Source organism: Longimicrobium sp. (assembly GCF_036399255.1).
In the GTDB taxonomy this organism is placed as follows: Bacteria; Gemmatimonadota; Gemmatimonadetes; order Longimicrobiales; family Longimicrobiaceae; genus Longimicrobium.
This window is the reverse complement of sequence record NZ_DASWNM010000082.1, coordinates 46,642-61,039: the sequence shown is the minus strand read 5'-3', so window position 1 is coordinate 61,039 and position 14,398 is coordinate 46,642. Positions and strand designations below refer to the sequence as shown.

The 14,398-nt window shown below is 70.5% G+C and carries 12 protein-coding genes; 7 read left to right on the top strand and 5 right to left on the bottom strand.

Features of this window, described 5'->3' with window-relative positions; translation table 11 throughout:
- Position 1 precedes the first annotated feature (1 nt).
- The 5 genes from VGC13_RS14560 to VGC13_RS14540 all read left to right on the top strand — a co-directional run bounded on the left by VGC13_RS14560 (position 2) and on the right by VGC13_RS14540 (position 4,678).
- Positions 2-1,363, top strand: a complete 1,362-nt coding sequence (locus VGC13_RS14560) for a TIGR02679 family protein (protein ID WP_331125990.1) — start codon at positions 2-4, stop codon at positions 1,361-1,363.
- A 399-nt stretch (positions 1,364-1,762) separates the two neighbouring features.
- Positions 1,763-2,155: a hypothetical protein gene (locus VGC13_RS14555; RefSeq protein WP_331125989.1), complete on the top strand. Its 393-nt coding sequence runs from the start codon at positions 1,763-1,765 to the stop codon at positions 2,153-2,155.
- A 9-nt stretch (positions 2,156-2,164) separates the two neighbouring features.
- Positions 2,165-2,953, top strand: coding sequence for a hypothetical protein (locus VGC13_RS14550; RefSeq protein WP_331125988.1), 789 nt, complete (start codon positions 2,165-2,167; stop codon positions 2,951-2,953).
- Between the two features lie 43 nt (positions 2,954-2,996).
- Positions 2,997-3,170 carry a hypothetical protein gene (locus tag VGC13_RS14545; protein ID WP_331125987.1) on the top strand — a complete coding sequence of 58 codons (174 nt, stop codon included), beginning with the start codon at positions 2,997-2,999 and terminating at the stop codon, positions 3,168-3,170.
- A 299-nt stretch (positions 3,171-3,469) separates the two neighbouring features.
- Positions 3,470-4,678: a hypothetical protein gene (locus tag VGC13_RS14540; protein ID WP_331125986.1), complete on the top strand. Its 1,209-nt coding sequence runs from the start codon at positions 3,470-3,472 to the stop codon at positions 4,676-4,678.
- 298 nt (positions 4,679-4,976) lie between these two features.
- Here the strand turns inward: VGC13_RS14540 and VGC13_RS14535 are convergent, their stop codons facing one another.
- Positions 4,977-5,789, bottom strand: coding sequence for a hypothetical protein (locus VGC13_RS14535; protein WP_331125985.1), 813 nt, complete (start codon positions 5,787-5,789; stop codon positions 4,977-4,979).
- A 76-nt stretch (positions 5,790-5,865) separates the two neighbouring features.
- Here VGC13_RS14535 and VGC13_RS14530 point away from each other — a divergent pair, with 76 nt between their 5' ends.
- Positions 5,866-6,177: a hypothetical protein gene (locus VGC13_RS14530; RefSeq protein WP_331125984.1), complete on the top strand. Its 312-nt coding sequence runs from the start codon at positions 5,866-5,868 to the stop codon at positions 6,175-6,177.
- Entirely contained in the window at positions 6,174-7,316 is a 1,143-nt protein-coding gene (locus VGC13_RS14525; protein WP_331125983.1) for a hypothetical protein, read from the top strand. Before VGC13_RS14530 ends, VGC13_RS14525 begins: the two co-directional genes overlap by 4 nt.
- Positions 7,317-7,450: 134 nt before the next feature.
- Here VGC13_RS14525 and VGC13_RS14520 read toward each other — a convergent pair whose 3' ends face one another.
- The 4 genes from VGC13_RS14520 to VGC13_RS14505 form a co-directional block, all read right to left on the bottom strand.
- On the bottom strand, positions 7,451-9,118 hold the full coding sequence (locus VGC13_RS14520) for a hypothetical protein (protein ID WP_331125982.1): 1,668 nt from the start codon (positions 9,116-9,118) through the stop codon (positions 7,451-7,453).
- 632 nt (positions 9,119-9,750) lie between these two features.
- Positions 9,751-9,978 carry a FitA-like ribbon-helix-helix domain-containing protein gene (locus VGC13_RS14515; protein ID WP_331125981.1) on the bottom strand — a complete coding sequence of 76 codons (228 nt, stop codon included), beginning with the start codon at positions 9,976-9,978 and terminating at the stop codon, positions 9,751-9,753.
- 110 nt (positions 9,979-10,088) lie between these two features.
- Positions 10,089-12,509, bottom strand: a complete 2,421-nt coding sequence (locus VGC13_RS14510) for a carbohydrate binding family 9 domain-containing protein (protein WP_331125980.1) — start codon at positions 12,507-12,509, stop codon at positions 10,089-10,091.
- Positions 12,510-13,154: 645 nt separating this feature from the next.
- Positions 13,155-14,321: an RNA-binding domain-containing protein gene (locus VGC13_RS14505; protein WP_331125979.1), complete on the bottom strand. Its 1,167-nt coding sequence runs from the start codon at positions 14,319-14,321 to the stop codon at positions 13,155-13,157.
- Between the last annotated feature and the right edge of the window lie 77 nt (positions 14,322-14,398).

Genomic DNA, 14,398 nt, shown 5'->3' with positions numbered 1-14,398 from the left:
CATGCACCCTGACCTGCGGCGCGATCTGCTGACGCTGCTGCGCAACAAGCACTTCGCGCGGCTGCTGGATGACCTGCACGCCTCCCTCGTCCGCAACGGCGAGCCCAAGGGGCGCGTCATCATCCAGTCGCGCGACGAGGCGGACGCGCTGCAGGACCTGACCGGCAAGTGGATTGAGCCCGGCCGCACCATCGCTGTTCGCGACATCGACCTGCGCCTGCGCGAGCAGAGCATCTTCCACTGCTCGCTGGCCGAGGCGATCGAACTGCACCGCGGCGCGCCCATCGCGCGTCCCAAGGAGGAACGCGAACGCCGGATCGCCAGCCGCGAGCGCGCCGTCCGCCGCTGCTTCGAGTTGCTGCCGTCGCTCGGCATCTCGCCGGAGGCGTACAGCCGCGTGATCGGATGGATGCACGCCACGGAATCCGAGTTGCGCGCCGACGCCACGCGCTGGGGCGAGCAGGCGCTGCTGGATGCGATCCGTCCCGTAGCGCTCGCCTTCCACCGCCTCCCCGCGTCCGGCGCACCGCCCGTCTACCTGGCGGAGCTGGCCAACCAGGTCACGGGCGACGCGCACGGGCTGGATGCGGGCCGCCCGGCGCACGCGCTGCTCATCCGCGCGCTCGCCTTCACCTTTCCTGAAACCGCCGCGCGCGAGGACCGCGGCTCCGCCGCGTGGAAGCTGAACCTGCTCTCCGCGGCCGGCATCGCGCGCGACCCCATCTCCGTGCGCGTGGACACCTTTGGCCTGGACGGCGCCACGCCGTACCTGCGGGAACTGCGGCGGGAGGGCGTCGACCGGCCGTTCACGCTCAACACGCTGGCCGAGATCGGCGGCGATGTGCGGGCGTGGCGCAACGTGGCGTTCGTGGTTGAGAACCCCACAGTGCTGGCGGCGCTCATCGAGCACGTGCGCCAGTTCGTGCCGGAGAACCATCCCACGCTCGTCTGCACCAACGGCAACCTGAACCTGGCCGACAAGGCGCTGCTGGATGCGCTGGTGCAGCGCGGCGCGCACCTGTTCTACGGCGGCGACTTCGACGCGAAGGGCCTTGAGATCGCCGCCCAGGTGCTGGCGCGCTACCCCGGCGCCGCCAGCCCCTGGCGCATGACCGTGGAGGACTACCGCGACGCACTGCGCACCGAGGGCCGCGCGCTGGAGCCCGGCGCTGTGGACCGCGCCGCGCGCGCCTTCCCCGCCCTCGCCGCCGAGATCGCCGCCCGCGGCCAAGCCGCCCACCAGGAGGGCCTGATCCCCGCCCTAATCCGCGACCTCAGCCGCTTCGTGCTGGAAGGCGTCACGCCGTCGACGGAGGGGGATCGGCCGGATGGGTTGCCGGAGCAGCGGAGGATTTCACGATAGCCTTCCGTCATGGAGCTTCAACAATCATCGAGGAACGTGCTTTGTTTGGACAGCCTAAGATTTCGCTTGAAGATCTTGAAACCAGGCTGAACGCCGCCTTCGCCACTCGCTATCGGCCGTTCGCGGGCGCGCTGGTCAGCTACGCCTACACGCCGAGTGCTGCTGACGGGGCCAACTTGGTGTCGTGTCGGTGGTGTGCATCACCCTCTACAAGCAAGGGCGCGAAGGAAGTCATCCGCCGGCTGGAACTCGCCGCGTGAGACGCGCACCGGCCGCCGCGGGAGCACACGCCTGCGGCGGCCGGGTTGCGAGAACCCGCACGACGAGGGCTTTGCGGGGCAGCGCGGGCGTGTGTATATTGGTATTACAAGATGTACATCCGCACCGGCGAGGCAGCTGATGGGAATGGCCATGAAGGACGTGCGCGAGCAGCTTTCCGAACTGGTGAAGCGCGCCGCGTACCGCGGAGAACAGATCACGTTTGGCCCCAATCGCGGCGACGACGTAACGCTCATCTCCACGGAAAAGGTGCGCCGTATGGAGACTGCGCTGCGCGAGCTTGAACAGCGGATCGCGGAGCTCAGCCGCGAAGACGGAGAGGCGGCACCGTTCGCGGGCCTGCAGCGGGAGCTGCGCCTGGGCGGACTGTCGGCACGTGGCGAGTCGCCCCGGCCCCGGCGGCTGCTGCCGGAGATGGCATTGGAATCTTCGGTCACGCGGGAAGAGCGTATCCGTTTGGGTGCACGGGATGATCGTGCGCCCGAATTCCGCCGTACGCGGCCGCGCGCCTGAGCCGGGCCGGTGACTGCGTACGAGGCCGTTCCCCACCCCACGCTGCGGCAGGGCGACATCATCCTTGCCCCTTCGGTGGTGCTCGTCCCGCCCGAGCAGCGGGACCTTTCGGCGCCTCGCCGCGGACCGGAACGGCTGGGTGACCTCCAGCGGCTGGCGTTGTGGGACGCCGACGAGCGCGCCCTGTCTCCCGATGTATCCGCCGAGTTGCGCTTGAGCCCCGTGCTGGTGCTCAGCCACGACTGCGACCTGGAAAAGGAGTTCAACGAGCGTGTTCGCGACCTCATGGCCGCGGGCGTTCCGCAGGACCAGGCCGTCGCCGAGGCAGAAGCGGACTCCTCGCTCGATCCCCTCGCCGTCGTCGCGCCCCTGCGGGCCTTTTCGGAGTCGCCGGCGCAACGCCACGCCGGGGTGCGGCAGGGCCAGCGGATCGGCTTCTTTCCCATCCTGCAGCTTCCCCGCGACGGCGGCGACTACTTCGTGGACCTGGGACAGGTCACGACCGTCTCCGTGCAGTTGCTGCCGCAGGCGGGAAAGGTCGCGTCGCTCGCGCCGGAGTCGGTGTACGAACTGCGATACAAACTGGGCGAGGCGTATGCGATCCGCGACCTGGCCGTGCTGCAGGAGCTGGAGCGGCTGACCGGCCGGACGATCGTGCGCGCCACGGCCCTCCCCAAAAGCGGAAAGAAGACGTCGCTCCAGCTGTTCCTGGACGACGGCGACATCGTGCACCTGGAGATCCGCAAGCCAAGAGAGAGCCTGCCGGAGGAGATCGTTCGCACACGCGCGCGGGAGTAAGCACGCGCCGCGCGCCGAGGACCAGGAGCAACGGAGGTGCACCATGGCCCGCACGAAGACCGCCGCAGCCCCCGCCCCCCAGCCGCCGCCCAGCTACACCATTCGCAAGCACTCGCGCAGCTGGAAGGTGATTGATTCCGCGGGGCAGCTGGTGTGCATCACGCTCTACACGAAGGGCGCGAAGGAAGTCATCCGCCGGCTGGAACTCGCCGCCTGAGACACGCACCGGCCGCCGTGGAAGCCACGCCTGCGGCGGTCAGCGTCCCGCACGTACAACCGCCGCCCGCAGGCGAAAGACGGCGCCCGCGAACCTGCGCGTGTCGCCGCGCCGCCCCAGAAGCTGATGCCGTGCTGTCCCACGGGCGGACGCTCGCGGCGGCGGACGCGGAAAGAGATTTTCCGCATCTCCATCTCCCCCAGCCGTTTGTGTCGGGCGCTCGCGCCGCTACGGATCGTGGCTCCATCCGTGCGAAACGGACGGCCGTCGCAACCGTACTTCTCCCGGAACAAATCGCGATGAAGCGCCTGATCCTCTTCATGCTGCTCGCGGCCGTGCACGCGCCTGTCGCCGGCGCCGCACAGCCCGAAGGGGCGCCGGCCGCGCTCCGCGCCGTGCCCTACACCATCCCGCCCGGCTACACCGCCGCGCCGGCGCTGGGCGACAGCCTGACCGCGCTCTACACGCGGGCGCAGACGGCCGTCTTCCTGGCCGTGCTGCCGGACGATGCGGACCGCGGGGCGTTCATCGTGCGCGTGCGCGGGCTGCTCGCGCAGGCGGTCGCGCCGGGGGACGACGACAGCCTGCAGTGGCGGATGATCTCCAGCGCTCCGGCGTCCCCGTACGACGTCTATCACGAACGGTGGATCGGGTACGACGGGCGCGCGGCGGTGATCGCCGACTTTCATCACCTGCGCAAGGACGGGCGCGACCTGCTGACCGGGAGCGCGTTCCATACCCGCGAGGGGCAGCCCGCCCGGATGTTCCAAACCGGAATCGCGCCGACGACGCACGCGCTCTCCGCCCGCGCGTCCGCGCGCATGGTGGCGGAGCTGGTCGGCGACCCGCCCTACGACGAGGCGGAGCCCGACTTCAGCGGCATGGGCGGCACGGGCGGCACGCCGCGGGACGAGCCCGTAAACCCGGACGAGCCGGCCATCCGCGCCACGTTCGAAGCCTACCGCACTGCGCTGCTGGCGCGCGACGGCGAAGGGGCGCTGTCGCACGTGTCGCAGCCGGTGCTGGAGTATTATGGGTACGTGCGGGACCTGGCGCTGTATGCCAGCGCGGCGGAGGTGCGCGCCCGCCCGCTCTCCGACCAGCTTTTCGTGCTCCTGCTGCGGCACCGCATCCCCTCGGCGCGCCTGCGCGGCATGACGGCGCGCCAGGTGTTCACGCACGGGGTGGCGCAGGGGTGGATCAGCGACGGGCAGGCCCGCACCCAGCAGATCGGGCGGATCGGTGTAACCGGGAACATGGCGTTTGCGGAGATGCTCATCGGCGGCCGGCGGAGCCCCATCGGGTTGCACTTCGTCCGGCAGGAGGGCGCGTGGAAGTGGGACATGCTGGGCGTCATCCAGGGGATGGACACCGCCCTGCGCTCGGTCGCCGAGCGTGCGGGGATCACACCGGAGGCGTTGCTGCTGAGATCGGCGGAGCGGGTGGCGGGACGAAGGGTGCCGCCCACCATCTGGGACCCGCCCTTCCCCCGTCCGGACCGAAGCTGAGCCCATGCGCGCGGCCCGCGGCACGCCCCGCCGGCGCAGATGGACCGTGCCGCGCGCCGAGGTTCAAGCGCAATCGGAGGTGCGCCATGGCCCCCACGAAGACCGCCGCCGCGCCCGCCGCCGCCCGGCCACACCATCCGCAAGCACTCGCGCAGCTGGAAGCTGATCGATCCCCGAAGTCAGCTGGCGTGCATCACACTCTACGAGCAGGACGCGAAGGAAGTCATCCGCCGGCTGGAACTCGCCGCCTGAGATACGTACGGCCGCCGCGGGAGCACACGCCCGCGGCGGCCGTCGGTTACTTCTTCCGCTTGCGCTTGGCGGCCTGCTTCTGTGCCTTGCGCAGCTTTCTAGCTCGTTCGCCGGGGGAGATCTCCCGGGGCGGGGTGCGAGGCGGCTGCGGCCGGGCCATCCAGGGAGGCGGCGGATGCGGGGTCAGCCGCTCCTCCAGCAGCCCCAAGTCGATCTGGACGTCCTCCCAGTCCCCGCGGATGGACGGATCCGCCAGCCCCGCCTCGAAGGCCGCCTGCATCAGCGGCGCGGCTTCCACGGCACGCAATTCCACCAGATAGTCGACAAGAAAGCCGTTCAGGCCCTCCGGCTGCTCCGCCCAGCGTTCCAGCTGGCGCGTCAGCACCTCCACGCATCGGTCGCGCAGCTCCGGATGCCGCGTGGCGATCTCGTGCAGCGCTCTGGTGGCGCTGATGCGCGTCTCCTCCTCGAGGGCGGGATCAGCCAGGACCGCCGCCACGGGGTCGACCGACGCGGCGCCGATCATCCCCAGCACCTCCGGCAGCTCCTCGTCGGCGAAGTCGTCGTCCGGCAGCCGCACCAGAAGCTGGGCCAGCGGCGCGGCGGCCTCCGGCGCGGCCAGCTGGCCCAGCGCGCGCCACGCGTGCAGGGGGGCGTAGACCCGCGGGTCGTCCTCGTCCGCATGGTTCAGCTCCGGGTCACCGGCCATGCGGATGAGGTCCGGCACGTGCCCGGGCCCAATGCCCATCTGCCGGTAGTCGCGCCAGTCGTCGCCGCGGGTGAACAGGCCGCCCAGCCCCAGCAGGCGGTCCAGCGGCGGCGGATACGCGGCCGCGTCGGGTGTTGACTTTGTTTCCATGTGGCCTAATTTTGCCCGTCCCGCGCCGGTTTGCAAGCCCGGCGACGTTCCCGGTCCGCGTTCCGCATCCGTCACGATGGCATCGGCCCGTCTTCCGGCAGACCTCCAGGCGTGGGTCGACGCCCGCACGCGGCACCGCCTGACGCACGCGCAGGTGCAGATGGCCCGCGAGCTGGGGATGAATCCCAGGAAGCTGGGCAAGATCGACAATCACCGGCAGGAGCCGTGGAAGGCGCCACTTCCGGAATTCATCCAGCACCTGTACCGCAAGCGCTTCGGGCGCGAGGCGCCGCCCGACGCGCGGCCGCTTGAGGAGCGCGCCCGGGAGGCGGCGGCGAAGAAGGCCGCGCGAAAGGCGGAGAAGCGGGCGCGGCGGGAGGCGGAATGAGCGAGTACCAGTACTACGAGTTCCAGGCGGTCGACCGCCCGCTCACCGAGGCGGAGCTGCGTGAGGTGCGCGCGTATTCCACCCGCGCCCGCATTACGCCCACCAGCTTCGTCAACGAGTACAACTGGGGCGACTTCAAGGGCGATCCGTCCGAGTGGATGGAGGACTGGTACGACGCGTTCCTGTACCTGGCCAACTGGGGAACCCGCCAGCTGATGCTGCGCATTACGGCGGATTCGCTGGACCTCGGCACCGCCCAGAAGTACTGCCTGGGCCAGGATGCCATGGCGTGGGCGCACGACGGCTTCGTGATCCTGTCGTTCGTCTCGGACGAGGAAGGCGGCGACACGTGGGATGAGGAGGGCACCGGGCGCCTTTCTTCCATCCTCCCTCTGCGCGCGGAGATTGCCGCCGGGGACCATCGCGCCCTTTATCTTGGGTGGCTCCTGCTGGTGCAGGCGGAGCACACGGACGAGGATGAACCCGAGCCACCGGTCCCGCCCGGGCTCGCCACGCCGTCCGGCGCGCTCGGCGCCTTCATGGAGTTCCTGCGGATCGATCCCGACCTGGTGCAGGTGGCGGCGGAGCGAAGCGCGCCGCTTCCCGCCGCACCGGAGGCGGAGGAGGTCCGCGCCTGGATCGCCTCGCTGCCGGACGGAGAGCGCGTAGACCTGCTGGCGCGGGTCGCCGCGGGCCAGGAGCGGCAGGTGCGGACGGAGCTGCTGCGCCGCCTGCAGGCCAGCCGTGACGTGGGGGTGGCCGATGAGACCGCCGCGCCGCGTACGGCGGAAGCGCTGCTGGACGCGGCGGAGCGCATCGCGGAGGCACGGCAGCGTGCGCGGGCCGAGGCTGCCGCGCGCGAGCAGGAGCGTGCCGCGCGCAAGGTCGCGGAGGCGCGGGCGCTGCACCTGGACCGGCTGGCGCCGCGCGAGGAAGAGACGTGGGGACAGGTGGATGCGCTGATCGCCTCGAAGCAGCCGAAATCCTACGACCGGGCCGTGTCGCTGCTGAAGGACCTGCGCGACCTCGCCGCCCGCGACGGACGAGAGCCCGCTTTCGCCGCACGCCTGCAGGCCCTGCGAGAGGCGCACGCAAAGAAGCCGAGCTTCCTGGACCGGCTTCGAAAGGCCCTCCGGTAGCTCAGCCCTGATACCGGAATCGGGAAAACAACACCTTTATATGTACAGAGGAACAGAGGCAGACAGAGAAACCAGGATGATCGTTCAGCTCGCTTTCTCTGTCTGCCTCTGTTCCTCTGTACGATTATTCTTTTTCAGGATCTGGTATCATCATCATCCGGCAGCACGTCGAGCCCTGAGGTGCCGGCGCCTCGCGCAGGGCCGCGGTCGCGCGGGGTATGGCGCTCGCGACGGGGAGCAGGCGCCTCGCCGCGGCCGTCGCCTGCGTCCGCGCGCGGGGCGGTGTGTCCGGGAAGGGTGGCGGCGTAGCGCTCGATGTAGCCGTCCACGCGGATCTTCTTTGCCGTGGCCGCGCTGCTCATCGCCCGCACCTTGCCGATCACCGGGCGCTCCTGCCAGGCGTGGTCGTATCGCCCCATCACCCAGGTAATGCCGCCCGTGGAGTTGGGGTTGCGGCCGTCCAGCGCCCACCTGTTGTTCAGGTGCAGCATGTGGGCGAGCGCCTCTTCCGGCGTTTCCGTCCACTCCAGGAACTTCTTTCCCCACAGGATGCGCAGGTAGTTGTGGATGCGCCCGTCCGTGCGCAGCTGCCCCTGCGTGGCGTTCCACAGCGCGTCGTAGGTGGCGCCCGCCTCCAGCTGGTCGCGGGTGAACACCTCCGCGCGGCGGTCGCCGCGGTGCGCGTCCAGCGTCTGCCGGGCCCACGCCGGAAGCGAGGCGTAGGTGTCGTTCTCCGGCACCCAGTGCGCCGTGTTGTACGACACTTCGCGCCAGGTCACCAGCTCGTCCAGGAACGCCTCCGCATCCGGCGTCATCCCCCACCACCCCTCGCGCTTGCCGGTGGCGCGCGGCGCCAGGCGCAGGGGCGTCCACGCCTGGTGCCGGGCCACGGCGGCGAACACCTCGTGCACGCTCACGAATCCCCAGTGCAGGTACGGCGAAAGGCCGCTGTTGCTGGGGTCCTCCGCTTCGTTTCGCCGCGCGGAGTACGTGTCCAGCTTTCCATCGATGAACGCGCGCAGCACCCGCCGCGCCTTCTGCTCGCCGCCGCGAAAGTCCACCGGCGGCACGTCGTGGTCGATGGGAAGCGCCGCCAGCGCCCGCGCCGCGTCGCGTGCGTCCCCGCCGATCAGCACGTCCGCGGGCGACGGCCAGCGCGTGCGGATCCCCTCCAGCCAGCTCGCCGTCTCTCCCTCCACCGGCGGAAGCGAGCGCGCCCGCGGGAGGGGATTGGGGGCGGGCGCGTACGCCAGGGCATCGGGGAGCTCGCGCTGCAGCATCCGCCGAAAGTGCGCCGCGGTCACCCAGGCCTTTCCCGCCGCGCGCAGGGGAAGGAGCCCGTTTCCATCCACCGCCTCCAGCCGCACGCCCGCACGCGCCAGCTTGTGCCCGGCGGCATTCAGCATCCGGGGGATGAAGAACTCCGGGAACTCGTCCGTCACCACGGTGCAGGCGCGCTCCGCAAGGGCCAGCAGCAGCCCGCGTCCGTCGCCGGGGCGGGGCTCCACGTAGCGCACGTGCTGCACGCCGGCGGACGCGTACCCGCGGGCGTTGTCGCGCATGCCGTCCAGCGCAAAGCGGTGCAGCCGGTCGCTGGCCCAGGGATAGCCCGCGCGCAGGGCCTCCAGCACCACCAGCGGCCGCCGCCACTCGCGCGCGAGCTCGATGGCGTGCTCCAGCGCCCAGTTGTAGCGCGTGCGCCGCTGCATCACCTGCCAGTACAGCACGATGCCGCGCGTCGGGTCGGACGCCACGTCGTTCAGCGGGACCAGGCGATCGGGTGGGACGATGGATACGGGCATGCGGATGCGTCTTGGGCAGCGGAGCCGGCGAGCGGGACGCCAGCGGCACGGCACCCCGCGTGCCGCGCGGCCCTGGCAGCCCATGGTACGGCCGATGTCCGCGCTGCGGATGCACGGAAGTGTGCGGAGATCCACCGATCTTCATCCGCCCGCCACGTCGCGGCGACGTGAGGATCCGGCTGTTGGGTGGAAAAATGACGATCGGCCGCCGCGGGCACGCGCCCTCGTCGACCGATCGTCATCCATCTTCCGAAGCCCAGCTCCGAGAGGAAAACTGCCCCTCCCTCCTCAGACATGCCTGGGAGTGTGGTTAAGAATCCCTGCACTCGCGCCCCGTATGTCATTTCGAAGGAGGCGCCACACCGCACCATCGGCTCGCGCGAAATCCTGCGCGCCGACTGAGAAATCTACTGTCTGCTGCTGGTGTCCCGCTGCACCGCTCCGGCACTGGCCCTGTCCGCCCCTATCGTAGCCGCGAAGCAGGCACGGCTACCGCGTCGGCCCTCCAGCAATCCGACAGGGGATTCCTCGGCCCTGCAACCTCTGGTGTGAAAGCAGGCTGCGGCGTGGCCGGGCCTCGGAATGACAAGCGCTCGTAGATCTGCCTGGATGGCCCTGTCCTGCGTCGTCGATCAATCCCACGAAGCGCGCTCATCTTCCACGTGCCGATCGCCATCCACTCCGGACCAGAGCTCCGCGGCAAGTCCCTCAAGCTCGAGAATCGAGAGCCGCTCCGGGGCTAGCACCTCGGAAAGGATGTGCATCACCTCCTGCGCCACCGACCAGTGCCGGGATTCCGCCCGCGCCTTCAGTGCCTCGTACAGAGCATCGGGTACGTTCTCTACGTTCAGCGTCGCCATGCTTCCTCCTCTTTCCTCCAATGTGGAGGAACCCTGCGGAGCCGTTACGCCGGGAAGGCGGAGTCCACAAACGAAGCAGTCGACCTCGTAGCGGAATCGACCTGCGCTGGTCAGTTGCGGAACAGGTAGCTCAGCTTGAGGAACAGGCCGTCCGTGCGCGGGGCCAGGCCGTCGAAGCGGAACGCCTCGTCGTCCGTCACCTCGCGGCCGTAGCCCAGGAACGCCGCCGTGCCGGGCGTGGGACGCCAGCTCAGCAGCAGGTCCAGCCGCAGCGGGTTCAGCTGCGGCGCGTCCCACGACGGGCGGTTGCCGCGCCGTACGCGAAAGGGCTCGCCGTCGGCCAGGTACTCACGGCCGTCGGGGGTCCGCAGCACGTCCACCTCCTCCACGGCGTACTGGGCCAGGGCGCGGACCGCGATGGCGCGGGTGATCTGGTACTCGGCCCGCAGCCGCGGCACCAGCGCCCGCGAGTAGCGCGAGCCGTCGCGGTCGCGGAACAGCAGCACCCGGCGCAGGCTGGCGTCCACCCGCAGCGCCGCCGTGGGCCGCAGCGCCACCTCCGCCTCCAGCGACCATTCCCTGCCCCGCGTCCCCTCGGCAAAGATCGGAGTGGCGCCGTACGACGCCTCGAACCCCACGTCCATCCACTTGTAGTACGACGACTCCACGCCGATCGAAGCGCCGTTCAGCCCGCCCATCCGCGCGTCCGGCCCCACCAGCGCGTCGCCCGTGTGCACCCCGCCGTCCCCGTCCGGCAGCGAGTAGCCGGCGTAGTCCGCCGGGTCCAGCGTGTAGAAGCCGCGCCCCACGCCGATCTCGATCTCGTGGTTGCCGCGCAGCTCCGCCGACAGGTCGAGCCTCAGCTCACCCTCCTCGCCCCCGCCGCCCCGCCAGAAATCCCGCCCCGTGTAAAGGAGGTCCCAGCCCTGCACGAAGTCCAGCTCTTCGACCAGGGCACCCGGCGCGCCGTACCACGAGACGCGATTGCCGCCGGAGACGGAGGTGAACCCCGTCCGCCGCACGAACCCCGTCTCCGTCACGAAGTCCGCGGGAACGTCGCGCAGGGCGATGAGGTAGCCCCAGCGCCGCGCCGTGCGGTCGAGGTACACCTGGGCGATGTGGGCCGCGCGGTCGTGCAGGGCCACCGGCACGAAGCCGCCCGCCTCGCCCGACAGGTCAGTGCCGGCTCCGTCCGGCCGCCACGAGCGCGTCCAGCTGCCGCCCAGCTGCCCGCCCAGCATGTACGCCCGGCCAAAGCGGAACCGCGCATCCGCCGCCGCCACGTGGTTGAACGCGCCGCCCACCACGCGGCTGGTGGCCAGCAGCCCCACGGTAGACCCCGCACCCACGTCGCGCCGCAGCCGCCCGATCCCGAACCATGCGCGCTCCGCCTCCGGCGCGTAGCGGGCGGGGTTCTCGCGCGGCGCGTCGTCCACCGCGCCCAGCCAGGCCAGGTTCAGCGCGCCCACCTTGCCCGTGACGCGCGCGCCGGCGGCGGGCGCGACGATCGACCGCGTGTAGACCAGCGTCTCGGGCGTGGAGAACAGGTCCGCGCCTTCAAGGAAGAACGGCCGCTTCTCGCTCAGCGACAGGGCGAAGCGCTCGTTGACGGTGATCTGGTCGGCGTCCGCCTCTACCGTGCTGAAATCGGGGTTGATCGTGGCGTCCAGCGTGAGCTCGCTGGTGATGCCGTACTTGAGGTTCACGCCCACGTCCGGCTCGGCGGGCTCGCGGCGGAAGCCGTCCTCGTCCGTCAGCCCCTCGCGGCGCGCGGTAAAGGTGGGGTTCACCTCCACCAGCCGGCCCGGCCGCAGGTCCTGGATCCCGGACAGCACGCCGCTGGACGCCAGCTCCGCCGGCTGGTTGCGCGAGCGCGGGGCCCAGCTTTCCTCGGCACCGGCGGAGGGAATGACGCGGATGACGTTCATCCCCCACGTCTGGGCGCCGCCCGCGGGAAACTTCAACGAGCGCAGGGGGATGCGGATCTCCACCTCGTACCCCTCGCCCGTCAGCCGCCCGCGCGAGTCGAACACGAAGTCGGGGCTGTACGTAAAGCCGCGGCCATCGGCAAAGGTGCCGTCCTGCTGGATGCCCAGCGGGTTGACGAAGATGGCGAAGGCGCGGCGCCGGTCGTGAAAGGTGTCCAGGAGGATGCGGACGTGGTCGTCGGCCGTGATCTGGTCGCGCTCGGCCAGGGTGCTGCGCACGGACGATGGATCGGACGCATGCGCGCGAACGCCGATGAACAGCTCGCGCGGCGTGTAGAAGACCAGCACCTCCGTCCGCTCGCGGGCGGGCGTTCCCTCCGCCGGGGCGGACTGGGTAAAGCCGGTGAGCACGGCGGCCTGCCGCCACTGCGCCTCGTCCAGGCGGCCGTCCACGCGCACGGCGGCCTGGTCCACGCGGGGGATGCGGGCGTCCAGCTCGCCGCGCGCGCCGTCGAACACGGCGGCGGGCACGGGAACGGTGTCGGCGAAAACGGAGCAGGCCGGCGCGCAGGCAACGGCGCCGGCCATCAGCAGGCTGAGCATGATGGGCGGGGTTCAGGACGCCGCAAAGATATCCCTTCGCGCCCGCCCGGTCGACCCCGCCCCACCCGCCGGAATCTGCGCGCTACGCCGTTCGTGGACCCTGAGAGTGTGTTCAAGAATCTGACGCTGCGCATCCAGGCAGATCTACCAGCGCTGTCATTCCGAGGCCCGGCCACGCCGTAGCCTGCTCTCACACCAGAGATTGCAGGGCCGAGGAATCTACCCTCGGGTTGCTGGAGGGCAGACGCGGCAGCCCCCGCCGCAATCGAGGTCACGATGCAGCCTGACAGGGCCAGTGCCGGGGCGCGCGACGGACCACCAGCAGCAGACAGTAGATTTCTCAGTCGGCGCGCGGGATTTCGTCCGAGCCGATGGTGCGGTGTGGCGCCTCCTTCGAAATGACATACGGGCGCGAGCGCAGGGGATTCTTAAACACACCCGGAGTCTGAGAGCGGAGCGGGTGATGGAACCGATCGGACGAACGACATGGCACCGGGGCCAGTCCGCAGGATTGATCAGCACGGCGGCCGGCCCGCACAGGATGCAGGAGAGGGCAGACGCGTGGAGGGAATGCTTCAGCCCACACGCCCATTCGTGGCCTGCGGCGCCGCCGGACGACGGCGGCGACGTGCGAGGGTTGCACGCTCAGTTCCAGCGGCGGGTTCCCGTTACTCCGCGAGCGCACGGCGCGCGATGGCGAGCCCCACCCCGAAGCGCTGGACGAAGCCGAGCACCCGCATGGCCTCGGCCAGGTTGGGGTTTCGATAAGTCCGCCACGCCCGGCTGGCCGAAGTTCTCCACGCTCACGATGCCGAACGGCCCGCCCGGATTGCTGATCTCGATGCGGTCGTCGAACCAGTACACCCGCACGGGGGCGTGCGTCGCCTCGTACGTCCGGTGCATCACCGCGTTGCGAACCAGCTGCTGCAGCGCGGCCACCGGGTACAGCGACCGCCGCTCCTCGCGCGGCCCCGCGGTGATGTTGACGGCCGTGCGGTTGTGCGACTCCAGCTTGTCGTCCACGCGCCGCAGCAGCTCGGAGATCGGTCCGTCGACGGCCAGCTCGTCCACCACCGGATCCGCCAGGCCGGCGCCCGCGATCCGCAGGAACTGCACGTAGGCGCCGGGCAGAAAGTCGCGGGTGGACCTGCCCAGCACGAGCATCCCGAGCACCGTCGGCACCGCGGTGTCGGCGGCGTCGATCATCTTGGTGACGGCCAGCCGCTGCTCCACGCTGCGGTCGTTCGCCTGCAGCACGTCGGGCGCGAACGCGGCGGGCAGGTAGTCGTGCTCGAAGCGCACGCGGTCCAGGTCGGACAGGGTGGCGGAGGGGAGCGGATGCACGTCGAAGGGCCGGTCTCCGCCCCGGCGCTTTTCGGTGAGCATCCGCTCGTCCTGCGCGCTCGCGATCCCGCGCCGCGGCCCGATGCGGATGTGCACGCGCCCCCGGAACCGCACCGGCGGAGAATCGGACGGCGCCACGGTGATGACGGCCATCTCGCCCCCGCGCAGCCTGCGCTTGGCGACGGTCATGCTGGGCGGCGGGACGATGTTGCCGTCCGTCTTGATGTCGGCCAGCCGCAGCAGCAGGTCATCGGTAATCGCGAGGCCGCTGGGCTCGCCCGTCTGGTCGCGGGCTCCCACGAACACCACCCCGGCCCTGCGGTGGTTGGGAAGATCGTTCGCGAACGCGCATACGGCCTCACGCACCTCTGTAGTCTCGCCGCCGGAGAACGACTCCTTCCGCTCGGCGAGATCCGACTCCAGATCCGCCAGCATGGCCTCGAGTTCAATGTCCGTGTAGCTGGTCATTCGGAGGCAGGGTCACAGATTCCGCAGGCTCCAGCGCCTGCCGTGACACAGAGTAGCGGGTGCGCGGATACCTGTCA